The 21,971-nt window shown below is 74.5% G+C and carries 25 protein-coding genes; 17 read left to right on the forward strand and 8 right to left on the reverse strand.

What is annotated here, in order from left to right:
- Positions 1-46 precede the first annotated feature (46 nt).
- From thpD to ABTY59_RS19050, 6 genes are all read left to right on the forward strand, one after another.
- Positions 47-943, forward strand: a complete 897-nt coding sequence (gene thpD, locus ABTY59_RS19025) for an ectoine hydroxylase (RefSeq protein ID WP_352020126.1) — start codon at positions 47-49, stop codon at positions 941-943.
- Complete coding sequence (ehuB, locus tag ABTY59_RS19030; RefSeq protein ID WP_352020127.1) at positions 940-1,857, forward strand: ectoine/hydroxyectoine ABC transporter substrate-binding protein EhuB; 918 nt, start codon at positions 940-942, stop codon at positions 1,855-1,857. The genes thpD and ehuB overlap by 4 nt, the downstream gene beginning before the upstream one ends.
- A gap of 12 nt (positions 1,858-1,869) precedes the next feature.
- Positions 1,870-2,607 carry an ectoine/hydroxyectoine ABC transporter permease subunit EhuC gene (gene ehuC, locus ABTY59_RS19035; RefSeq protein ID WP_352020128.1) on the forward strand — a complete coding sequence of 246 codons (738 nt, stop codon included), beginning with the start codon at positions 1,870-1,872 and terminating at the stop codon, positions 2,605-2,607.
- Positions 2,607-3,242 carry an ectoine/hydroxyectoine ABC transporter permease subunit EhuD gene (ehuD, locus tag ABTY59_RS19040; RefSeq protein ID WP_352020129.1) on the forward strand — a complete coding sequence of 212 codons (636 nt, stop codon included), beginning with the start codon at positions 2,607-2,609 and terminating at the stop codon, positions 3,240-3,242. The genes ehuC and ehuD overlap by 1 nt, the downstream gene beginning before the upstream one ends.
- A 13-nt stretch (positions 3,243-3,255) precedes the next feature.
- A complete protein-coding gene (gene ehuA / locus ABTY59_RS19045) occupies positions 3,256-4,092 on the forward strand; it encodes an ectoine/hydroxyectoine ABC transporter ATP-binding protein EhuA (RefSeq protein ID WP_502995385.1) in 837 nt (278 codons plus the stop codon).
- Positions 4,093-4,272: 180 nt separating this feature from the next.
- On the forward strand, positions 4,273-4,734 hold the full coding sequence (locus ABTY59_RS19050) for an ATP-binding protein (protein WP_352020130.1): 462 nt from the start codon (positions 4,273-4,275) through the stop codon (positions 4,732-4,734).
- Here the strand turns inward: ABTY59_RS19050 and ABTY59_RS19055 are convergent.
- On the reverse strand, positions 4,722-5,285 hold the full coding sequence (locus ABTY59_RS19055; protein ID WP_352020131.1) for an HPP family protein: 564 nt from the start codon (positions 5,283-5,285) through the stop codon (positions 4,722-4,724). The two genes, ABTY59_RS19050 and ABTY59_RS19055, sit on opposite strands and share 13 nt — an antisense overlap.
- A 188-nt stretch (positions 5,286-5,473) precedes the next feature.
- Here ABTY59_RS19055 and ABTY59_RS19060 point away from each other — a divergent pair, with 188 nt between their 5' ends.
- From ABTY59_RS19060 to ABTY59_RS19085, 6 genes are all read left to right on the forward strand, one after another.
- Entirely contained in the window at positions 5,474-6,355 is an 882-nt protein-coding gene (locus ABTY59_RS19060) for an N-formylglutamate amidohydrolase (protein WP_352020132.1), read from the forward strand.
- 10 nt (positions 6,356-6,365) lie between these two features.
- Complete coding sequence (locus ABTY59_RS19065) at positions 6,366-6,623, forward strand: DUF6296 family protein (protein ID WP_352020133.1); 258 nt, start codon at positions 6,366-6,368, stop codon at positions 6,621-6,623.
- Positions 6,624-6,742: 119 nt separating this feature from the next.
- On the forward strand, positions 6,743-7,468 hold the full coding sequence (locus ABTY59_RS19070; RefSeq protein WP_352020134.1) for a flavodoxin family protein: 726 nt from the start codon (positions 6,743-6,745) through the stop codon (positions 7,466-7,468).
- 121 nt (positions 7,469-7,589) lie between these two features.
- Positions 7,590-8,147 carry a hypothetical protein gene (locus ABTY59_RS19075; protein ID WP_352020135.1) on the forward strand — a complete coding sequence of 186 codons (558 nt, stop codon included), beginning with the start codon at positions 7,590-7,592 and terminating at the stop codon, positions 8,145-8,147.
- Between the two features lie 131 nt (positions 8,148-8,278).
- Positions 8,279-9,553 (forward strand): VWA domain-containing protein, encoded by a 1,275-nt coding sequence (locus tag ABTY59_RS19080; protein WP_352020136.1) that lies wholly within the window; start codon positions 8,279-8,281, stop codon positions 9,551-9,553.
- Positions 9,553-10,380: a hypothetical protein gene (locus ABTY59_RS19085; RefSeq protein ID WP_352020137.1), complete on the forward strand. Its 828-nt coding sequence runs from the start codon at positions 9,553-9,555 to the stop codon at positions 10,378-10,380. Before ABTY59_RS19080 ends, ABTY59_RS19085 begins: the two co-directional genes overlap by 1 nt.
- Before the next feature lie 79 nt (positions 10,381-10,459).
- Here ABTY59_RS19085 and ABTY59_RS19090 read toward each other — a convergent pair whose 3' ends face one another.
- On the reverse strand, positions 10,460-11,680 hold the full coding sequence (locus ABTY59_RS19090; protein ID WP_352020138.1) for an MFS transporter: 1,221 nt from the start codon (positions 11,678-11,680) through the stop codon (positions 10,460-10,462).
- Positions 11,681-11,743: 63 nt separating this feature from the next.
- On the opposite strand from ABTY59_RS19090, the gene ABTY59_RS19095 reads away from it, so the two are divergent.
- The gene (locus ABTY59_RS19095; RefSeq protein ID WP_352020139.1) at positions 11,744-12,124 is read left to right on the forward strand and encodes a MerR family transcriptional regulator; all 381 of its coding nucleotides are present in this window, start codon (positions 11,744-11,746) and stop codon (positions 12,122-12,124) included.
- On the opposite strand, the gene ABTY59_RS19100 is transcribed toward ABTY59_RS19095, so the two are convergent.
- Together ABTY59_RS19100 and leuA are read right to left on the reverse strand one after the other, a co-directional pair.
- On the reverse strand, positions 12,048-13,022 hold the full coding sequence (locus ABTY59_RS19100; protein WP_352020140.1) for an ABC transporter ATP-binding protein: 975 nt from the start codon (positions 13,020-13,022) through the stop codon (positions 12,048-12,050). The two genes, ABTY59_RS19095 and ABTY59_RS19100, sit on opposite strands and share 77 nt — an antisense overlap.
- Positions 13,019-14,752, reverse strand: a complete 1,734-nt coding sequence (leuA, locus tag ABTY59_RS19105) for a 2-isopropylmalate synthase (protein WP_352020141.1) — start codon at positions 14,750-14,752, stop codon at positions 13,019-13,021. The genes ABTY59_RS19100 and leuA overlap by 4 nt, the downstream gene beginning before the upstream one ends.
- Before the next feature lie 153 nt (positions 14,753-14,905).
- Here leuA and ABTY59_RS19110 point away from each other — a divergent pair, with 153 nt between their 5' ends.
- Positions 14,906-15,598, forward strand: a complete 693-nt coding sequence (locus ABTY59_RS19110; protein ID WP_352020142.1) for a FadR/GntR family transcriptional regulator — start codon at positions 14,906-14,908, stop codon at positions 15,596-15,598.
- 148 nt (positions 15,599-15,746) lie between these two features.
- Here the strand turns inward: ABTY59_RS19110 and ABTY59_RS19115 are convergent, their stop codons facing one another.
- A complete protein-coding gene (locus tag ABTY59_RS19115; protein WP_352020143.1) occupies positions 15,747-16,226 on the reverse strand; it encodes a (2Fe-2S)-binding protein in 480 nt (159 codons plus the stop codon).
- A gap of 14 nt (positions 16,227-16,240) precedes the next feature.
- Positions 16,241-18,613: a molybdopterin cofactor-binding domain-containing protein gene (locus ABTY59_RS19120; RefSeq protein ID WP_352020144.1), complete on the reverse strand. Its 2,373-nt coding sequence runs from the start codon at positions 18,611-18,613 to the stop codon at positions 16,241-16,243.
- 152 nt (positions 18,614-18,765) lie between these two features.
- On the opposite strand from ABTY59_RS19120, the gene ABTY59_RS19125 reads away from it, so the two are divergent.
- Positions 18,766-19,125, forward strand: a complete 360-nt coding sequence (locus ABTY59_RS19125; RefSeq protein ID WP_352020145.1) for a class I SAM-dependent methyltransferase — start codon at positions 18,766-18,768, stop codon at positions 19,123-19,125.
- Between the two features lie 165 nt (positions 19,126-19,290).
- Here ABTY59_RS19125 and ABTY59_RS19130 read toward each other — a convergent pair whose 3' ends face one another.
- The gene (locus ABTY59_RS19130) at positions 19,291-19,806 is read right to left on the reverse strand and encodes a hypothetical protein (RefSeq protein WP_352020146.1); all 516 of its coding nucleotides are present in this window, start codon (positions 19,804-19,806) and stop codon (positions 19,291-19,293) included.
- A 136-nt stretch (positions 19,807-19,942) separates the two neighbouring features.
- Between ABTY59_RS19130 and ABTY59_RS19135 the strand changes: the two genes are divergently transcribed.
- Both ABTY59_RS19135 and ABTY59_RS19140 read left to right on the forward strand, forming a co-directional pair.
- On the forward strand, positions 19,943-20,722 hold the full coding sequence (locus ABTY59_RS19135; protein WP_352020147.1) for a type 1 glutamine amidotransferase: 780 nt from the start codon (positions 19,943-19,945) through the stop codon (positions 20,720-20,722).
- Between the two features lie 69 nt (positions 20,723-20,791).
- Positions 20,792-21,229, forward strand: a complete 438-nt coding sequence (locus ABTY59_RS19140) for an OsmC family protein (RefSeq protein WP_123458382.1) — start codon at positions 20,792-20,794, stop codon at positions 21,227-21,229.
- Between the two features lie 20 nt (positions 21,230-21,249).
- Here ABTY59_RS19140 and ABTY59_RS19145 read toward each other — a convergent pair whose 3' ends face one another.
- Entirely contained in the window at positions 21,250-21,942 is a 693-nt protein-coding gene (locus ABTY59_RS19145) for an RraA family protein (RefSeq protein ID WP_352020148.1), read from the reverse strand.
- Positions 21,943-21,971 lie beyond the last annotated feature (29 nt).

Consider the following 21,971-nt stretch of genomic DNA (forward strand, 5'->3'; position numbering starts at 1 on the left):
CGGCCGCCCCCACCCGATCCGTACGCGCGAAGGAAGGCATCCCCCCATGGTCTCCGCACCCACCCGCCCCGTCGACCTCTACCCCACCCGCGGCTCCCGCGAGGAGCTGATCGGCCGCAAGGACCCGGTCGTGTGGTCCGAGCCCGGCACGCCGGGACCCTTCTGGGCCCGGGAGCTGGAGGAGTACGACCGGGACGGCTTCGTCACGGTGGACGAACTCGTCACCCCGGACGAGGTCGACGAGCTCCGCGCCGAGTTGGACCGGCTCGTCACCGACCCCGTCGTACGGGCGGACGAGCGGGCCGTGGTCGAGCCCCGCTCCCAGGAGATCCGCTCCGTCTTCGAGGTACACCGGACCAGCGAGGTCTTCCGCCGCCTGGCCGAGGACCCCCGGATCGTCGGGCGGGCCCGTCAGATCCTCGGCTCCGACGTCTACGTCCACCAGTCGAGGGTCAACGTCAAGCCCGGCTTCGGTGCCAGCGGCTTCTACTGGCACTCCGACTTCGAGACCTGGCACGCCGAGGACGGCCTGCCCCGGATGCGGACCGTCTCGGTGTCGATCGCGCTGACCCCTAACCACGCCACCAACGGCAGCCTGATGATCATGCCGGGCTCGCACCGCACCTTCCTGGGCTGCGCCGGGGAGACGCCGAAGGACAACTACAAGCAGTCGCTGCGGATGCAGGACGCCGGGACGCCGTCCCACGAGGCGCTCACCACCTTCGCCGACGCCTGCGGCATACGGCAGTTCACCGGTCCGGCGGGATCGGCCACCTGGTTCGACTGCAACGCCCTGCACGGCTCGGGCGACAACATCACCCCGTACCCCCGCAGCAATGTGTTCCTCGTCTTCAACAGCGTCGAGAACGAACCCGAGGCCCCGTTCGCCGCCCCGATCCGCCGCCCCTCCTTCATCGCCGCCCGCCCGGGGGAGCGTTCGTGACCGGTGCCGCGCCGTTCGGCCGCCGCCGCTTCCTCACCCGGGCGTCGCTGCTCGGCGGCCTCGCCCTGGCCGCCGGACCGCTGACCGCCTGCACCCGGACCCAGCCGGGGACGGGGGCGTCCGGGGACGACGGGAAGCTCCTCGCGCACCTGCGCGAACAGGGCTTCGTGCGCGTGGGCTTCGCCGGTGAGGCACCGTACGGCTTCCAGGACGGCGGCGCACTCGCCGGCGAGGCCCCGACGCTGCACCGCGAGGTCTTCACCGCGCTCGGCGTGCGCGAACTGCGTCCGACGCTCACGGAGTTCGGCGCGCTGATCCCCGGACTGCTCGCCGGCCGGTTCGACGTGGTGAGCGCGGGCATGTCGATCACGCCGGAGCGCTGCGCGAAGGTCATCTTCTCCGAGCCGGAGTTCGTCTCCCCGACCGCGCTCATGGTCCGCGAGGGCAACCCCAAGGGGCTGAGCGACCTGGAGTCCTGCGCGGCCAAGGGCGCCACCGTCGGGGTGCTGACCGCGGCCGTGGAGGCCTCCTACGCGAAGGCGGCGGGCGTCCCCGACGGATCGGTGAAGACGCTGGCCAAGCAGCAGGACGGTCTCGACGCCCTGGTGGCCGGCCGGATCGACGCCTTCGCGCTGACCGCCATCTCGCTGCGGTGGCTCGCCCGGACGAACGCGGGCGCGCCGGTGGCGGTCGGCGGTGCGTTCGTCCCGGTCGTGGGCGGCGTGCGGCAGCTCGGCGCGGGCGGGGCGGTGTTCCGGCCGGGAGCGGACGGGCTCCGGGACGCCTTCGACCGGGAGCTCCGGAAGATCACCGGCTCCCCCGAGCGCTTCGTCGGGCTCGTCGGGAAGTACGGCTTCACCGCGCGCGAGGTGCCGCCCCGCTCGCTGCGGACCGCCGACCTCTGTGCCGGGTGAGGGGCGCACGGCATGACTGACTTCCCGCCCCCCGTATCCGGTCTCCAGCCGGTCGCGGGCGACTTCCCGCCCCTCGCCGCCGGCTTCCTGCCCGCGTTCCGGCGCGCGCTGCCCCGGCTCGGCGAGGGACTCCTGGTCACGGTGGAGGCCACGGTGCTCGGCGCCGTGCTCGCCCTGCTCCTGGCGTACGCCCTCGGGCTGCTCTCGCGGTCGGCGCGGCTGCCGGTGCGGGGCGCGGCGCGGGTCGTCGTCGAGTTCTTCCGGGGCACCTCGCTGTACGTGCAGCTGTTCTGGCTGTTCTTCGCGCTGCCGATGGTCGGATTCCGGCTGGAACCGCTCGCCTGCGCGGTGCTCGCGCTCGGCCTCAACTACGGGGCCTACGGGGCCGAGGTGGTGCGGGGCGCGGTGGCGGCGGTCCCCCGCTCCCAGACCGAGGCGGCGATCGCCCTCGGCATGGGGGCGGGCCTGCGGCTGCGGCGCGTCGTCCTGCCGCAGGCGCACGCCCTGATGGTCGCGCCCTTCAAGAACCTGCTCGTGCAGCTCCTCAAGGCGACGCCGCTGCTCTCGCTGGTGACGGTCCCCGACCTCACCTTCCAGATCGACCAGTTGCGCTCGGCGACGGGCGCGACGGCCGCCTCGTACCTGCTGCTCCTCGGGCTCTACTTCGGCATGGCCGTCGTGCTGAGCCTCCTCATGAACGCCCTGGAGCGGGCGGCGAAGGCCCGGCTCGGGCAGGAGGGCGGTGCCTGATGTGGGACGGAGAGGCGGCCTGGGCCGCACTGCCCGCCGTGCTGGAGGGCTTCGGCGTCACGGTCCTGGCGACCGTCCCGGCGTTCGCCGTCGCCGTGGTCCTCGGGCTCGCGCTCGCCGTCGTCCACCGGGCCGGGCCCGCGTGGCTGGCGCTGCCGGTGCGGGCGGCGGCCGCGTTCGTCCGCTCGACACCGCTCCTGGTGCAGCTGTTCGCCGCCTGGGTGCTCGTGCCCTCGCTGGACGCTCCGGTGCTCGGTGTCCTGGTCCTCGGCACGCACTACGCCACGTACCTCTCCGAGGTGTACCGGACGGGCATCGACGCCGTACCGAAGGGCCAGTGGGAGGCGTGTACGGCGCTGTCGCTGCCGCGCCGGCGCGTGTGGCGGGCGGTGGTGCTGCCGCAGGCCGTACGGAACGTGCTGCCGCCCCTCGGCAACTACGCGGTCTCCATGTTCAAGGAGACACCGCTGCTCTCGGTCATCACCGTGCACGAGATGGTCCACGAGGCGAACACCTTCGGCAGCACGCACTTCGCCTATCTGGAGAGCTTCACCCTGGCCGCCGCGGTGTTCCTGCTCGCGAGCTGGCCGACGTCCGTGCTCGTACGACGCCTGGAGGCACGCCTTGGCCACTGAGGACCGGGAAGAAATCACCGTGAAGACGGCCACGGCGGCCCCCGTGGCCCCGGCGGCCTCCCCGGCCACGGCGGCCCCCGTCGTCCCCGCGGTCCGCTTCGAGCGGGTCACCAAGCGGTACGGGGACCACACGGTGCTCGACGGACTCGACCTGGAGGTCGGGCGTGGCGAGCGGGTGACGCTGATCGGGCCGAGCGGCTCGGGGAAGACCACGATCCTGCGGCTCCTGATGACCCTCGAAAGGGTCACCGAAGGCCTGATCCTCGTGGACGGCGAACCCTTCTCCCACATGCCGCGAGGCGCGGACGGGAAGCTCGTGCCGGCGGACGAACGCCATCTGGCGGCACGCCGGCGGCGGATCGGGATGGTCTTCCAGCAGTTCAACCTCTTCCCGCACATGAGCGTCCTGGAGAACGTCGTCGAGGCGCCCGTCCACGTGCTCGGAGAGAGCCGGGAGGAGGCGGACCACAGGGCGCGGGGGCTGCTCGACCTCGTCGGGCTCGGCGACCGGGCCGACGCGCGGCCGACCCGGCTCTCGGGCGGTCAGCAGCAGCGCGTGGCCATCGCCCGGGCCCTCGCGATGCGGCCGGAGATCCTGCTGCTCGACGAGGTGACGTCCGCGCTCGATCCGGAGCTGGTGGCGGAGGTGCTCGACGTGCTGCGGGACGTCGCGCGGTCCACCGACATCACGCTGCTGTGCGTCACGCACGAGATGGGCTTCGCGCGGGACGTCTCCGACCGGATCCTGATGTTCGACCGGGGCCGGGTGGTGGAGTCCGGCCCGGCCGACGAGCTCCTGGAGTCGCCCGCGCACGACCGCACGCGCGCGTTCCTCGGCTCGGTCCGGTGAGACCGGCCCGGCCACCGGGAGGGGGGCCTCGGAGGGTTCCGGCGCCGGGTCCTGCCCGTCGATGAGGCCGGCGAGCGCCGCGTCGTCGCGCGCTCGGCCCCCGGGAGCAGGCATCAGTGCGGCCGGACCGGGCATGCGGGCCCCATCGACTTCCGACACTTCGGGAAGAAAGGGACCTCGATGAACAGCCGGAGCGAAACCAGGGCCCGTCCGTCCGTCGCTGCACCCCGGGCCGCCGGCGTGCGGGCCGGACCGTCGTCGCTGCTCACGCCGGCGCAGGCACGGCAGCTGGTGCGCCGCACGCTCACGGCCCTCGGGCCCGTGCGGGCCTCCCAGGTCGACGACCTGTTGCTCGTCACCTCGGAACTGGTCACGAACGCCCACCGGCACGGCGGCGGGGTCACCTCGTTCGGGATCGCCGTCGGCGGCGACCGGGTCACCGTCTCCGTGGCCGACTCCAGCGGCGAGCCGCCGCGCCACGAGCCCCGGGAGGGGCTGCGCCCCGGCGGCTACGGGTGGCCGATCGTGCTGCGCCTGTGCCGCGAGGTGACGGTGGACACCCGGCCCGACGGCAAGACCGTCCACGCGGCGGTGGCGGTCCACCGCCGAGCGGAGCCGGACTCCGGCGTTCACCACCAGTAGGCGGGATACCTGGGGGCGGAGCGGCGGATGCGGGAGGCGGCGTACGCGGTGAGGACGAGCAGCACCGTGGCACCGAACAGCAGGGGGACGAACCGGCCGGGCGCGGGGGCCTGGAGCACGATGACGACGGCGGTCGCACAGGCCGGGGAGTGCGGGGTGCGGGCCAGGGTCGTCAGCGCCAGGGTGACTCCGGCGGCGAGCGCCGCGGCCCAGGCGCTGCCGTGCGCGGCGACGGCCGCCACGGCGTATCCGGCGGCGGCGCCGAGCAGATGGCCGACGACCACGCTGCGGGGCTGGGCCAGGGGCAGGGCGGGGGCGCAGTGCACGAGCGCGGCGCTGGCGGCGAGCGGGGGTATCAGCACCGGCTCGTGGATGACGGCACCGATGGCGACGAGCCCGAGGAGGGCGGCGGTCGCGGCGCTCACGTTGTGGACGGCGGCGCCGGGCGCGGGACGGGCCGGGGCGCGGCCGGCGATCCACGGCAGGCGTCGCGCCCGGCGGGCGGCGGTGTCGGAGACGGTGTCGGGACGCGGTGCGACGTCGGTGCTCATGGGATGCGGATTCCGGGGCAGGCGGCCGTGGGCCGGGCGGGACGGGGACGGGAGGGCGGTCGTACGGGTCCCTGTGGTCGACAGTCGGCCCGGTCTCACGCCTGGTCCTGGTGCGGCGGCGCGACCTCGCACCACTCTAACCAGCGGTTTCCGCACGGCGCGGGCGGGGTCGGAGGCAAGATCGCCTCATGACCGACTCCGTGCCCTCCTCCCGGCCCACGAGCGACTCCGCGCTCCCCTCCGACGCCACGGCCGGCTCCGCGCCGTCCTTCCGGCTGATCCCCGGCGCACCGGACTCCCCCGTCCTCCTGCACGTGCCGCACTCCTCGCGCCTGGTGCCGCCGGACGTGCGCGAGGGGATCCTGCTCGGCGACGCGGAACTGGCCCGTGAGCTGGACCACATCACGGACGCCCACACGGCGGAGATCGCCGCCGTCGCCGCGGCGGCGGCCGGCACGGCGCCCTGGCGGTTCGTCAACGGGCTCTCCCGGCTCGTCGTCGACCCGGAGCGCTTCCCGGACGAGCGCGAGGAGATGCTGTCCGTCGGGATGGGCGCGGTGTACACCCGCACCACCCATCGGGCGGCGCTGCGGCCCGACGGCTTCGACGCCGGGCCCCTGCTCGACCGGTACTTCGCCCCGTACGCGCGGGCGATGACGGAGGCGGTGGCCGAGCGGCTGGCCGTGGCCGGCCGGGTGGTGATCGTCGACGTCCACTCGTACCCGACCGAGCCGCTGCCGTACGAGCTGCACGGCGACGGCCCGCGACCGCCCGTCTGCCTGGGCACGGACGCGTTCCACACACCGCCGGCGCTGCTCGACGCGGCCCGGGAGGCGTTCGGCGGGTTCGGCGGCGTCGGGACGGACAGCCCCTTCGCGGGGACGTACGTGCCGCTGGAGCACTACGGCCGTGATCCGCGGGTCGGCGCGCTGATGGTGGAGATCCGCCGCGACCTCTACATGAGCGAGCCGGGCGGTCCCGCGGGTCCGGGTGTCCGGGCGCTCGGGGAGGCGCTGGCCGCTCTGGTCGACGCGGTGGCCCCGACGGGTGACCGTGTCCGATCAGCGTAAAATCAGGGAGATGAACCCACTCCGTTACGAGCTGGTGTTCTCCGACAGCACGGGCTCGGCCCAGGACGTCGTGATCGTGGAGCGCACGCAGCTCACGGGGTCCGGGGGCCATCCGGTCTACACCGACGCCACCGGCATCATCCGGGCCGAGATCAGCGACCAGGACGAGGTGCGCGTCCTCGCCTCGGGCGGCCACCAGGAACCCGCCCAGACCGTGCGGGCTCGCCCGCTCCCCGACGCCGATCCGGCGGATCCCGCCGCACCCTAGGGCTCGCCCCGGACCCCTCACGCGTTCGGTCGCTCCGGACTGGCCGGGGGTGCGCGGCGTGCCCAGGCTGGAGGCGGGCCCCGGGTGGGGCCGTACCCCGGAGCGAGGAGACCCCGCCGATGGCCGCGCCCGCAGCACCCCCGTACCGGTACGACGACCTCAGCGCGCTGTACGTCAACTGCACGCTCAAGCGCTCGCCCGAGGTCAGCAACACCGAGGGGCTGGTCGAGCGCAGCCGGTCGGTGATGGAGGCGCAGGGGGTCTCGACCTCGCTGGTGCGGGCGGTGGACCTGGACATCGCGACCGGGGTGTGGCCCGACATGACGGAGCACGGGTGGGCGTCGGACGCCTGGCCCGAGCTGTACGAGCGGGTGATGGCGGCGGACATCCTGGTCCTGTGCGGGCCGATCTGGCTCGGGGACAACAGCTCCGTGATGAAGCGGGTGATCGAGCGGCTCTACGCCTGTTCGAGCCTGTTGAACGAGGCGGGGCAGTACGCGTACTACGGCCGGGCCGGGGGCTGTCTGATCACGGGCAACGAGGACGGTGTGAAGCACTGCGCGATGAACGTCCTCTACAGCCTCCAGCACCTGGGGTACACGGTGCCGCCACAGGCGGACGCGGGATGGATCGGCGAGGCGGGTCCGGGGCCCTCGTACCTGGATCGGGGTTCGGGCGGGCCCGAGAACGACTTCACCAACCGGAACACGACGTTCATGGCCTGGAACCTGATGCACGTGGCCGGGCTCCTGAAGCGGGCGGGCGGCATCCCGGCCCACGGCAACCAGCGGTCGGCCTGGGACGCCGGGTGCAAGCCGGAGTTCCCGAACCCGGAGCACCGCTGAGCCGCAGGCGCGGGGTTTCCGAGGGCTGGGACATGGGCCACACCGGCTTGACGTGCACACAGGAGGCACTTAGCTTCGCCTTACCTAATTTACGTCGCCCATACGTCCGGAAGATCAACTCATGTCCCGAACCGCGCACGAGCTCAGACCCGCGCAGGAGCTCACCCCGTCCTGGGTCCTCGCCGCCCTCGGGTGCGTCGCCACCGCCGGGATCGCGGCCGCGTGCTGGACCGCCGGACACGTCCACGCGGACCCCTCCCTGCTGACGGTGGCCCGCTTCTTCCACGTCGCCTTCCTCGTCGTCGGGCTCGGTTCGGTGCTCGCCGTCGACTGGCTCGCCGCGCTGTGGCTTTCCGGGAAGCGACCGCTCGCCGCCGTCCTCGACACGGCCGTCGCCCTCCAGACCCCGATCTGGGCCGGCCTCGGCGGCCTCGTCGTCTCCGGCCTCTTCCTCCGCCCCGACCTCCACTCCCCCCTGACCCTGGTCAAGCTGGGACTCGTCGTCGCCGTCACCCTCAACGGCCTCTGGGCGCACCGGCTCGGCCAGCTCCTGGAGACCCACCGCGACGGACCCGTCCCGCGCCGCCTCCTCGTCCGCTCGGGCCTGGCCGCGACCGTGAGCCAGACCGGCTGGTGGGGCGCCTGCCTCATCGGCTTCCTGAACAGCCAGGGGGCGTGACCCGGTTCCGGCCGTCCCGAGCGGCCGAGCAGGCGGGCGCGTGACCCGGTTCCGCCCGTCCTGACCGGCTCTCAGGCCCCGGCCCCCACCCCCGTTTTGGTTTGTCGCACGATCATCAATACGATCCGGCGATGATCACGAGAAAACGGCTGGCGACCGGGGCCTGCGCGCTGCTCGCCGCCCTGAGCGTCGCGCTCCTGCCGACGGGCGCGGCCGCCGACGAGCCGGCGGCGAAGGAATCCCCCAAGGTCGAGCTGGTCCTCGACGTCAGCGGCTCCATGCGGGCCAAGGACATCGACGGCAAGTCCCGCATGTCCGCCGCCAAGGAGGCCTTCAACGAGGTCCTGGACGCGGTTCCCGAGGAGGTGCGGCTCGGCATCCGCACCCTGGGCGCCGACTACCCGGGGCAGGACCGCGGGCGGGGCTGCAAGGACACCCGGCAGCTCTACCCGGTCGGCCCGCTCGACCGGACCGAGGCCAAGACCGCGGTGGCCACCCTGGCCCCGACGGGCTGGACCCCGATCGGCCCCGCGCTGCTCGGCGCGGCCGACGACCTCGGCGAGGACGGCGCGACCAAGCGGATCGTGCTCATCACGGACGGCGAGGACACCTGCGCCCCGCTCGACCCGTGCCAGGTGGCGCGGGAGATCGCGGCCAAGGGCATCCACCTCGTCATCGACACCCTCGGCCTCGTGCCGGACGCCAAGACCCGGCAGCAGCTCACCTGCATCGCCGAGGCGACCGGAGGCACCTACACCTCCATCCACCGCACCGACGAACTCTCCCGCCGCGTGCGGCAGCTCGTCGACCGCGCGGCCGACCCGGTGGTCACCCCCGTGGCCACCCAGGGCGCCGCCCGGTGCGAGAAGGCGCCGCAGCTGAAGCCCGGCCTGTACACGGACCGCGAGTCCTTCGGCGAGCACCGCTGGTACCGGGTCGACCTGCTGCCCGGCCAGGAACTCCGCGCCTCCGTCAGCGTCTCGGCCGACCGGGCCGTCAACAACGACTACGGCGTGCTGCTGCGCGCCGTCACCCTCCACGGCCGGGAGATCGTCCGCGGCTCCGAGGCGGGCGACGGACGCACGGACGTCATCTCGACCGGGCTGCGCTACCCGAAGCCGGACCTCGACGACGGCCCCGGGGACGCCAAGCCGGCCGCCGAGACGGTCTGCCTCCAGGTCAGCAACTCCTTCTCCGCTCCCCCGTCGGTCAAGACGACGCCGGGCATGCCGGTCGAGCTGACCGTGGACGTCGTCGACGGCCCGTCGACCGCGTCGGACGTCGCCTCGTTCGGCCTCGGCCGCGGCTGGTGGCTGCTCGGCGCGCTGGTGCTCGTCGGCTTCGTGGCCGGACTGCTCTGGGGCTGGCTGTCCCGCTGGCGCGTCGCCGTCTGGAGGACCAACTGATGCGTACCGTACGGATGCTCGCCACGGCCGCGCTCACCGGCGCCGCCCTGCTCGGACTCGCGGCCCCGGCCGCCCTGGCCGACTCGCCCAGCGCCTCCGCCTCCCCCTCCGAGGGGGCCGGTCCCACCGAGGCCGGCACCACCTTCCGTACCGCCGCCCGCTTCCTCCCGGGGCAGCAGGCCACGGCGCAGGCCGCCACCGGCGACTACCTGTACTGGGTGTTCCCCGCGGACACCGGGGAGCGTCCGACCGTGAGGGCCACGGTCACGCTGCCCGACGCGGCCCTGCGTCACGGGCCCGCCACCTGGCGGGTCGACGTGTACGACGGTCTGCGACGGCGCCAGCCGTGCATGTACGGGACCCAGTCCCGCACGGCGGCGAAGGAGGCCGCGAGCGTGGAGCTGGCGTGCGTGCTGCGCCCGGTGCGGGCCTCGGCCGACGCCTGGGCGAACGACCCGCTGCCCGGCAGCTACTACGTCCGGCTGACGGTCACCGGCCTGCCGGAGGAGGACCTCGGGCAGCCGTTCACCGCGCGGATCGGGGCCGACGTCCTGGACAAGGGCGGCGCCTACGCCACGGACGGCTCGCTCGCCGCGCCGCTGGTGCCCGGCGCGACCACCGCGGACCAGGCGGAGGCCGACGAGGAGGCGGGCCGGACCACCGCCGTCGAGGCCGCCGCCCCGGAGGACGGCTGGTCCTCGGGCTGGTGGTCCGACCGCTGGCTCTGGACCCTGGCGGGCGGTGTGCTGGCCGCGCTCGCGGGCATCGGCGGCTACGTCCTGACGCGCGGCACGGGCCGCCCGTCCCGGGTGCCGCCGGCGGTCTGACCCCGTCGTGACGTACCGAGGCCCCCACCGTGCGCGGTGGGGGCCTCGGTGCGTGGGCGTCGGGCGGGGCGGGCGGGGTTCACCCGCGGGCAGGGAAGCCGTGGGCGCGGGCGCCGGTCACGACGGCCACCACCGGCACGAGCAGCAGGAGGACGCTCCAGGGCAGGGCTCCGGCGCCGAGCCCGTCGAGGAGCAGGCCGCCGGCGATGCCGCCCGCGGCCATGGCCGCGTTCCACAGGCTGACCAGCATCGTCTGCGCGGTGTCGGCGTCGTCCCCGCCGGCCTCGGCGACGGCCGTCTGCAGGAGGGTCGGCGCGCCTCCCCAGCCGAAGCCCCACAGCACCGCCGCCACGAGCACCAGGGCCGTGCCGGCCGCCGGGACGGCGAGCGCGGCCGCCGCGACGGCGAACAGGAGGGACCCGGCGAGGGTCAGCGCCCGGAGGCGGCGGTCGATGTGACGGCCCGTGAACCAGATCCCCGCCAGCGAGGCGGCGCCGAAGACCAGCAGGACGAGGCCGGTCGACCCGCCGAGCCCGAGGTGGTCCAGATAGGCGGCGACGTAGGTGTAGAGGACCGTGTGGCCGAGGACCAGGGTGAAGGTGACGGCGAGGACCGGGAGGACACCGGGGGCCCTCAGGGTCCGGGCGACCGGGGCGCGCCCGCCGCGCGGTTCGCCCGGCAGGTCGGGGACGGCGAGCGCGATCCAGCCGAGGAGCACGACCGCGATCACGGTCATGGCGGTGAACGCGGCCCGCCAGCCCATGACGTCGCCGAGGAAGGTGCCGGCCGGGACGCCCAGGGAGAGCGCGAGCGGGATGCCGGTCATCGCGACGGCGACGGCACGGCCCTGGAGGCGGGCCGGGGCGAGACGGCGGGCGTAGCCGGCGAGGAGGGCCCAGGCGACGCCCGCGGCGACCCCGGCGAGGAACCGCGCGCCCATGGTGAGGGCGTACGAGGAGGAGACCGCCGTGACCGTGTTGGCGGCGGCGAATCCGGCCGTCGCGGTGAGCAGCAGGCGCTTGCGGCGCCAGCCGGCGGTGCGGGCGGCCAGGGGGACGGCGGTGAGGGCCGTCCCCAGGGCGTAGCCGGTGACCGACTGGCCCATGGCGGCCTCGCCCACGCCGAGGTCGCCGCTCATGGCCGGCAGGACCCCGGCGGGAAGGGTCTCGGTGAGGCTGGTGACGAAGACGGCGGTGGCGAGGGCGAGGAGCGCCGGGAGGGGCAACCGGCTTCGGGCGGGGCGGGGTTCGGGCTGCGCGGGGGCGACGGAACCGGCCGCCGCTGTCGTGTCGTGGCTCATGTCCGTATGCTCGAACCCTCACATCGGTGTGAAGGTCAAGCGATTCCCTGGAAGGGGCTTCCCATGCGGATCGGCGAGCTGTCCGAGCGCACCGCGACACCGCGCAGGCTCCTGCGCTACTACGAGGAGCAGGGTCTCATCGTCGCGGACCGGCAGCCGAACGGCTACCGCGTCTACGACGAGTCGAACGTGGACCGGGTGTTGCAGATCCGGGGCCTGCTCGACGCCGGTCTGCCGACCCGGATCATCAAGCAGATCCTGCCCTGCCTCGACAAGCCGCGGGTGATCCACTTCCCCGACGCGACCCCGGAGATGCTGGCGACCCTGGAGGAGGAGCGGGACCGGATGACCGAGCGGATCCGCTGTCTCACCCGGAACCGGGACGCGGTGGCGGAGTATCTCGCCGTGGTACGGGAGAGGCCTGCGGCACCGTCGCCGGCGTAGCCCGCCGGGGCCGTACGGTCCGCACGGCGAACCGGCCGCCGTGCCGCTCCACGGCGAGCGGCAGGCCGAAGCAGGCACCGAGCAGGTCCCCGGTGAGCACCTCGCCGACGGGCCCTCGCGCGAGGGCCCGCCCCTCCCGCAGGAGCAGGGCGTGGGTGGTGCCGGACGGCAGCTCCTCCAGGTGATGGGTGACCAGCACCGTGGCGAGGTCGGGGTGCGCGGCGCCCAGGGCGTCCAGCGAGTCCAGGAGCTGCTCGCGGCCGGGCAGGTCGAGTCCGGTGGCGGGCTCGTCGAGCAGCAGGAGCCGGGGCTCCGGCATGAGGGCGCGGGCGATCAGGGCCCGGCCGCGCTCGCCCTGCGAGAGCGTGGTCCAGCGGGCGGCGTGCCGCCCGGCGAGTCCGAGGGTGGCGATGAGACGGTCGGCCCGCGCCTCCTGTGCGGGGCTCGGGGTCCAGCGGGGCGGCCGCTCGACGGAGCCGACGGCGCCGGTGAGCACGACGTCGCGGACGGCGAGGGCGGAGCGCAGCGGGTGGCGGGGCGTGACGTGCCCGATGTCGGTGCGCAGTTCGCGGAGGTCCACCCGGCCGAGGCGGCGGCCCAGGACCTCCACCCGGCCGCGGGTCGGATGGGTCTGCGCGCCGAGCAGACCGAGGAGGGTGGTCTTCCCGGCCCCGTTGGCCCCCAGGAGCGCCCAGTGCTCGCCGGGCCGGACGGTGAGCGTGATGTCGCGCAGGAGGGGGTTGCCGTCCCGGACGAGGGTGACGGCCTCGGCGTGGAGGACGGGCGGCGCGGCGGGGTGCGGGGGCTCCACCGTGTGCGGGGGTTCCACCGCGTGCGGGGACGCTCGTACGGGTGCCGGCGCGGGTGCGGGCGCGGGCGGCAGCGGGGGCCGGCTCATGCCTCGTACGCCCGGTTCACGGCGGAGACGACGGCCTGCACGGAGGCGGTGAGGACGGAGGTGTCCACGCCCGCGCCCCAGGCGGTGCGGTCGCCCACCCGGCACTCGGCGTAGGCGGCGGCCTCACCCGCGCTGCCGGTGGTGACGGCGTGCTCGGCGAAGTCGAGGACGTCGACGGGGACTCCGGCACGGGTGAGGGCGTCGGCCAGGGCGGAGAGGGGGCCGTTGCCCCGGCCCTCCGCCGGTGCGGTGCGGTCGCCGACGCGCAGGACGCAGGTGAAGCGGTGACCGTCGGTCGCGTCGCGGTCGGCGGTCCAGGACTCCAGGGCGACGGGGCCCGCGCCCCGGCCGGGTGCCAGGTAGGTCGTGCGGAAGAGCGCGTGGAGGTCCTCGGGGGTGGCCTCGCGGCCGCTGTCGTCGGTCACCGTCTGGACGGCGCGGGAGACGTCGGGGCGCATCCGCGCCGGCAGGTCGAGGCCGTGGTGGGTGCGCAGCAGATGGGCGACTCCGCCCTTGCCGGACTGGGAGTTGACGCGGATGACGGCCTCGTAGCCGCGGCCGAGGTCGGCGGGGTCGAGGGGCAGGTAGGGGACGTTCCAGGGGGCCAGCTCCGGCGGGATGCCGGCTTCGGCGGCGTCCTTGGCGTGCCGGGCGAGCCCCTTGCTGATGGCGTCCTGGTGGGTGCCGGAGAAGGCGGTGTGGACGAGCTCGCCGGCGTAGGGGTGACGGGGGTGGACCGGGAGCCGGTTGCAGTACTCGACGACGTCGCGGACGGCGTCGATGTCGGAGAGGTCGAGCATCGGGTCGACGCCCTGGGCGTAGAGGTTGAGCGCGAGGGTCACGAGGTCGACGTTGCCGGTGCGTTCGCCGTTGCCGAAGAGGCAGCCCTCGACGCGCTGGGCGCCGGCGAGGACGGCGAGTTCGGCGCAGGCCACTCCGGTGCCCCGGTCGTTGTGGGGGTGGACGGAGAGGATCACGGAGTCGCGGCGGGCGAGGTGGCGGTGCACGTACTCGATCTGGTCCGCGTACACGTTGGGGGTGGCGATCTCGACGGTCGCCGGCATGTTGTGGGTGACGGGCCGGTCGGGGCTCGCGTCCCAGAGCGCGGTGAGGCCGTCGCAGAGCTCCAGGACGTAGTCCGGTTCGGTGAGGTTGAAGGTCTCCGGGGAGAACTGGAAGCGGATGTCGGCGCCGGGACGGGCCTCGGCGAGCCGTGCCATGAGCGTGGCCGCCTCGTGCACGGTGCGGCGGACCTCCTCGCGGTCGCGGCCGAGGACGGTCTCGCGCCAGACCGGTGAGGTCGCGATGTAGAGGTGGACGACGGCACGGGGCAGGCCGTCGACGGCCTCGAAGGTGCGGGTGACGAGTTCGGGCCTGGCCGGGGTGAAGACGACCGGGGTGACGTCCTCGGGGACGGCTCCCGTGGCGACGAGTCCGGCGAGGTGGCGGACGAAGTCGAAGTCGGCGCGGCTGGCGGAGGGGTAGCCGACCTCGATCTCCTTGAAGCCGGTGCGGACGAGCAGGTCGAAGAAGCGGTGCTTGCGGTCGGTGTCCATGGGCTCGGCGAGGGCCTGGTTGCCGTCCCGGAGGTCGACCGGCACCCAGAGCGGGGCGCGCTCCAGGCGGGCGGAGGGCCAGCGGCGGTCGAACTCGGGGACGTGGACGCGGTCCTGGAAGGGGCGATAGCGGTGGTACGGCATGGGTCCGGGGCGCTGGGGATCGCTGATCATGGCGGGTACCGTATCCACTCCTCAGCTCCTCAGACAAGTGCTCCTCAGACAAGTTCGGGTAGATTCCCGGCAGCACCCCCCGCGACCCGGGGGACGCGCCCGCACCTCCGGAGCGGCGGAGCGGCTCCGGATCTCAGAGAAACAGGTGACCCCATGTCGCTCGGCGCCCTTCGTCCCAGCCCCCTGGTCGAGCAGGCGGCCGAGCGGCTGCGCGAGCAGATCGTCCGGGGCCACTGGCCGGTCGGCACCAAGCTCCCCGGGGAGACGACCCTCGCCAAGGAGCTGGGGGTGGGACGCTCCACGGTCCGCGAGGCGCTGCGGGCCCTGGCGGGCGCGGGCCTCGTCCAGCCCCGGCAGGGAGCGGGCGTCTTCGTGATCGCGACGCGGCCGACGGAGGACTGGCCGGCCCGCCTGCGCCGGGCGGCGGTGACGGACGTGTACGAGGTGCGGATGCTGGTCGAGGTCGAGGCGGCCCGGCTCGCGGCGGAGCGCAGGACCGAGGAGGACGTGACGGCGATGCGGGAGGCACTGGCCGCACGGGTGGCGGCGGCCGCGCTCGACGACGCGGGGTTCGTGGACGCCGACATCGCCCTGCACGCGGCGGTCGTCGCCGCGGCGCGCAATCCGGTCCTCACGGATCTGTTCGGCGAGTTCGCGCCGGTGCTCCGCGAGGGCCTGATCGAGCTCCTCGACCTGCTCGGACTGCGGGGCACCGACCTGCGGCACGGCGAGGACGCCCACGCCGACGTGGTCCGGGCGGTGGAGGCGGGCGACCCGGCGGAGGCCGCCCGGCTGACCCGCCGGGAACTGGAGTCCACGCTGAGCCTGCTGCAGTCGACACCCTGACGGCACGGGGCGGCTCGGGCCCCGACCACGGGTGCGGCCGGCCCCTGCTCACGCCTCACCCGCACGCCACGCAGCCCCCGGCGCACGGCTCACTCCGGATGGACGAAGACCACCGGCACCTCGTGGGCCTTCGGGGTGCGAACCGCTGTCACCGCATCCGGCGCGCACCCTCCAGGACGGCCTGCCGGATGCGGTGGTAGGTGCCGCACCGGCAGATGTTGCGGATGGTGTCGAGGTCGGCCTCGGTGACCTCGCGTCCGGCCTCGCGCGCCCGGCGGACGGTGGCGACCGCGGCCATGATCTGACCGGGCTGGCAGAAGCCGCACTGGGCGACGTCGAGGTCGAGCCAGGCCTCCTGCATCGGGTGGAGTGCGGCGCCGACGGTGTCCGGGAGACCCTCGATGGTGGTGATCTCGTCGGACGGGGCCACGTCGTCGACGCGCACGGCGCAGGGCGTGAACGCCTTGCCGTTCAGGTGGCTCGTACAGGCCCGGCAGACGCCGACCCCGCAGCCGTACTTCGGGCCGGTGACGCCGAGGACGTCGCGGAGGACCCAGAGGAGCCGGACGTCGCCCTCGACGTCGGCGGTGACGGCCTTGCCGTTCAGGATGAAGGTGTGCTGCGGCACGGGGGCTCCAGGTCTCAGATGGTGCGGTCGCGGCCGTCGGCGGGCGAGGCCGGGACGGGCGGAACGGTCGGCAGGGGGGTGAAGGCGAGCGGCTCGGCGTGGTTGACGGGGAAGACCGTCGGCATCGTGCCGGTGGCCCGGCCGTAGGCGCAGGCGACGGCCGCCATGGCGCCGGCGACGGCCAGCTCGCCCGCGCCGCCCGGCTTGTCGCCGCTCGGGGGCATCACGATGATCTCCAGCTCGGGCGGGGTGTTCCACTGCCGGGTGTAGAAGTACTGGTCCCAGCTGCCTTCGAGGAAGTGTCCGTCGCGCAGGTGGAGTCCGGACGTCAGGGTGACGGCGATGCCGTCGGCGATGCCGCCCATCATCTGGGCCTCCAGGCCGCGCGGGTTGACCGCGAGACCGACGTCCACGGCACAGACCACCCTGGTGACGCGCGGCCCCGTGTAGGCGCCCGGGACCTTCCGTCCCGTGGTCTCGGGCCGGCAGTCGATCTCGGCGAGGATCGCGACGGCCGAGTGGTACTCGGTGTGGACGGCGATGCCCTGGCCCGTGCCGGCCGGCATGGTCCGGCCCCACTCCCCCGCTTCGGCGACCTTGTCGAGGACGGCCCGCGCCCGCTTGTCCTTCAGCAGCCGGCGCCGCATCGCGTAGCCGTCCTGGCCCATCCGCTTCGCCAGCTCGTCCAGGACGAGTTCCTGGGCGCAGCGGACGTTGGGCGAGTAGATGTTCCGCATGGAGCCGGTGTTGAAGCCCTTGTCGGTCTCGGCGAGCAGCTGCGTGGTGACGCCGAGGTGGTACGGGCTGATCTGGGTGAGCTGGAACATCGTCTCGGAGAAGGTGGCGTCGGCGACGGGCAGCCGGGCCGCCTCGGCCGTGAGGACCTCGCCGATGCCGTGCCCGAAGTCGGTGGCCACGGAGGTGTGGCGCTGTTCGTACGTGAGGACCTCGCCGAGCGAGTAGGTGGCCCGGACCCGGGAGGTGGACATCGGATGCGTACGGCCCTGACGGAAGTCGTCGGTACGGTGCCACATCAGCTTCACCGGCTTGCCGAGGGCCCGGGAGATCTCGACGGCCTCGTGGGCGGCGTCGGAGAACAGCTTGCGGCCGAAGGAGCCGCCGCCCTCGGTGACGTGGACGCGGACGGCCGTGGGCGGCAGCCCGAGCTTGAGGGCGATCTGCTCCTGGGCCACGACCGGCGCCTTGAGCGAGGCCCAGACCTCGGCGGAGTCCTGCCGCACGTCGGCGATCGCGCAGTTGGTCTCCAGGGCTGCGTTGCTGGCGAAGTGGAAGGTGAAGCGGGCGTCGACGGCCTTGGTGAGGAGCGGCAGCGCCGGGACGACGAGCGGGAGTTCGGCCCGGCGGAGCTTCTCCAGGACGGTGGCGTCGGACGCGCCCTCGGCGGTGCCGGGCCCCCACTCGACGCGCAGGGCGCGGACGGCGTCGACGCACTGCCCGAAGGTGCGTCCGCGGACGGCGACGCCCGTGGAGACCGTGACCACGTCGGTGATGCCGGGCATGGCCCGCACCTCGGCGAGGTTGGCCACGGAGCGGACCGTGCCGTTGATGGTGGGGGGACGGCAGACCATCGTGGGCAGCGCGTCCGGGACCTGGAGGTCCATGGCGAACTTCTTGCGCCCGGTGACGGCTTCGAGGGCGTCGACGCGGCGCTGGGCGGTGCCGATGACCCGGAAGCGGTCCGGGTCCTTGAGCGTGACCTCCACGGCGGCGTCGGCGACGGCGGCGGCCTTCACGGCCAGTTCGCCGTAGCCGAGGAGCGCCCCGGCCGGGGAGAGGACCGCCCCGGCCTTGGTGGTGAGGGTCTCGACGGCGTCGCCGAGGACGAGGGAGGCGGCGTGCAGCAGCCGGCCGCGCGCGAGGGCGGCGGCGACCCGGATCGGGGTGTAGGTGGAGTAGGTGGTGTTGGAGCCGCCGGTGAGCTGGTTGAAGAGCAGCTCGGGGCGGGCGTCGGCGAGGGTGACCTTCACCTTGTCCAGGGGCAGGTCGAGTTCCTCGGCGACGATCATGGCGCTGGAGGTGGTGACGCCCTGGCCGACCTCGGCGCGCGGCAGGGCGAAGTGGGCCGTGCCGTCGGTGTCGATCCGGATGGTGATGAGGTTGCTGGTGGGCAGGGCGGCGAGCGTGAGCAGCTCGTTGAGGTCGATGAGTTCGGCCGGTCCCGGCAGCGAGGGGATGAGCGCGGGCGCCGCCGCGGCGGCCTGTCGCGGGGCGAGCGCCTCGGCGCCGAGCTGGGCGGCGACGGTGAGCGTGGGTGCGGCCAGGACGTACCCGAGGAACCGGCGCCTCCCCATCCCGGGCCCGCTCGCGCCGCCGTCCCCGGAACCGCTCGTGTGCCGCTCGTCCCGTGCGGGGTGCCGCCTCGCCATTCGGTGTGCCTTTCGCCGCGAACCCGGATGCTACTGCCGGGTATTCTCACCAGAGGCGACGATCATCGCGCATACGGGGCCCCCGCGGGAGCCGTTCGACGGCGGAGGTCTCGTGTGGGCACGAGGACGGGGAGTCGCCGTAGGGTCCGGCCATGACCGAGGCCCCGCATGTCACCGCCACCCGCCGCTCCTACGACACCGTCGCCGTCGCCTACGAGCGGCTGCTCGCGGACCAGCTGGCGAGCGCACCCCTGGACCGGGGGGTGATCGCCGGCTTCGTGGAGAAGGTGGAGGCGGCGGGCGGGCCCCGCACGATCGGCGACCTCGGCTGCGGGACGGGTCGGGTGACCTCCCATCTGCGGGACCTCGGCGCCGACGCCTTCGGCCTGGACCTGTCGCCCGGCATGATCACGGTCGCCCGGGCCGCCTACCCGGGCCTGCGCTTCGACGTCGGGTCGATGACCGCGCTCGACCTGCCCGACGCCTCACTCGGCGGCATCCTGTCCTGGTAGTCGACGGTCCATCTGCCCGAGGACGAACTCGCCGTCTGCTTCGCCGAGTTCCGCCGGGTCCTGACCCCGGGCGGGTACGCCCTCGTCGCGTTCAAGGTGGGCGACGAGCGGGTACGGCTGGAGCGGGCGTACGGGCACGAGGTCAGCCTCGACGTGTACCGCTGGTCACCCGACCGTCTCGCGGGCCTGCTGTCCTCGGCGGGCCTGGTGGAGTCGGCCCGTCTGGTGCGGGAGCCCGATCCCGGGGAGAAGACGCCGCAGGCCTTCCTTCTGGCGCGCCGACCGCGCGACTGAGCGGGGCCGCACGGACGCCTCTGGCCGTACCGAGGCCTCAGGCCGTACGGACGCGTCGAGGCGCACGGCCGGCCCGGGGCGCACCGCCGGCGCCGGACGCGTGACGGAGCCGGGGCGGGCGCCGGAGCCGCGCGGGCGCCGCGGCCCGCCCCGGCGGAAGCGGACAGCCGGGCGGCGAAGGCGGGCGCCCGTGCGGAGTTGGGCGCGGGACATGCGGGCGCGCTGGCCGCCGCCCGCGATCAGGGCGTTGACGGAGGCCATCGGGTCCCCGCCGACCGACTTGGCGAGCAGCGCGCCCAGGACCAGCGGGCCGAGGGCCACCGCGAGGGCCGTGCCGGTGGCGGTGACGTGCTGGAGGCGGCGGGCGCGCCGGGCGTCGAAGGTCATGACCCCAGTCCACCAGCGGGCGGCGGCGCCCGTATCGGTCGGCGTACTCAGCCGCCCGTACCCCGCTACTCAGATGTGATCACGCACCCGCGCCCGGGGGCTCCCGGACGGGCGCTCCTTCGGAGATCCTCGGGGAATGCGAACCCGGAACGACGTGGAGACCAGGGCGGCGACGGCCGGCGCGCCCGCCGTGCTCGTGGTGCAGCACGAGGAGGAGGCCGGTCCCGGCCTGGTCGGCGAGCACCTCGCACGGGCCGGGCTCCGCCTCGACGTGATACGCGCGTGGGAGGGCGGGGCACTGCCGGAGACCCTGAGCGGACACGCGGGTCTCCTCGTCCTCGGCGGCTCCGTCAACTGCGAGCAGGACGGGGCCGCACCCTGGCTGCCCCGGGTCCGTGCGCTCGTCCGCGAGGCCGTGGCCGGGGAGGTGCCGCTGCTCGGGATATGTCTGGGCGGCCAGATCGTCGCCCACGCCCTGGGCGGTGCGGTGACGCGGCGGACCCAGGGGCCCGAGCTGGGTGCCGTACCGCTGCGCAGGCTGCCGGCGGCCGAGGGGGACCCGGTGCTCGGCGGGGTGCCGGAGGGCGCCCCGGCGGCGCAGTGGCACTGGGACGAGGTGGAGCGGCTCCCGGCCGGCGCCGTGCCCCTGCTGACCGGCGACGACTGCCCGTACCAGGCGTTCCGGGTGGGGAGCGCGGGCTGGGCGGTGCAGTTCCATCCCGAGGTGGGCGCGGAGACGGTCGCGGCGTGGGCGGCGGAAGACGCCGAGCCCCTGCGCGCGGCGGGTGTCGACGCCGGGGACACGGTGGCGTCGGTACGGGCCGCGGAGCCGGAACTCCGCGCCGTCTGGGGAGCGGTGTCCGAGGCCTGGGGTGCGGTCGTCCGCGCCCACGCGGGCGCGTCGCGGGGCGACTGAGCCGCGGACTCCGCCGCTCCGGCGCGTACCGTACGAGGACACGCACGTGAACGAAGGAGCCTCGCCGCCATGGCCGACTACCGGATCGAGACCGTCCGCACCGGGTACCGGAACTGGACCGCCCGCAACGACCGGGGCGCGGAGGTCCGGATGGCCGCCGCCGACGACGCCGACGCGCAGCCCTCGTTCACGCCGGTCGAGCTGCTGCTCGCGGCGATGGGCGGCTGCGGCGGCCTCGTCATCGACCGGACGGCGCGGGCGGTGGACCACGACGACCTGCGGATCGTGGTGGAGTCGGTGTCGGGCCCGGAGGACGAGGGCCGGGTGGGCCGGATCCGGGTGAGCTACGAGTTCGACCTGCCCGACAACAACCCGAAGGCGGCGGAGGTCTTCGCCCGGGGCGTGCGGCTGACGCACGAGAAGTTCTGCACCGTCAGCCGGACCGTGGAGCACGGCGCGCGCGTGGAGGCGATCCTGCCGGACGGCACGGTCGGCTTCGAGGGCTGACCGGGCGGCGGGCCCGCGGGTCACTCCTCGATCGCGCCGCCGATCCGGCGCAGATGGCGGCGGAAGGTGTACGAGGGGTCCTGGGCGCGGCCCGCCAGGTACGCGTCGAACCGGGTCTGCGCCCGCAGGGTCTCCCCCGCCCTGATCCGGCGGGCCTGTTCCCGCTCGGTGCGGAAGATGCCCCGGGCCGTGTCGAGGACGGCGTCCGCGCGGTCGGCCGCCACGAAGACCACGCCGTCGTCGTCGCCGAACACCACGTCGGCGGCGGTCACCTCGTGCTCGCCGAAGCGCGCGGCGGTCAGCGCGTCCGCGTCCCGCTCGTCGAGGCGCACGGGGCCGGGCGCGTGCCGTCCGTACGAGAGGACGGGCAGTCCGATCGCCACCAGGTCCGGGGTGTCCCGGTGCAGCCCCCAGACGACGACCCCTGCGACCCCCGCCGCCTCGGCCTCCAGGACGGCGAGGTCGCCGACGCAGGCCTCGTCGCGGCGGCCCGCGTTGTCGACGACCAGGACGTCTCCGGGGGCGGCGTGCGTGAAGGCCTCCAGGAAGACGTCGACGCTTCCGTAGTGGCGTGCGGGCAGCACCCGTCCGGCGACGCGCTGTCCGGCGACGACGGGCAGGATCCCGGCGGGCGCGGCCCGCAGGGGTTCCCCGAGCCGTACGCACGCGTCGGCGATCAGCGGGGTGGAGAGGTCGGCGAAGTCCTTGAGCATGGCGTTCCGATCCGTCCGTGGCGGGTGCG

The sequence above is a fragment of the Streptomyces sp. NPDC096079 genome, assembly GCF_040303145.1.
GTDB lineage: Bacteria > Actinomycetota > Actinomycetes > Streptomycetales > Streptomycetaceae > Streptomyces.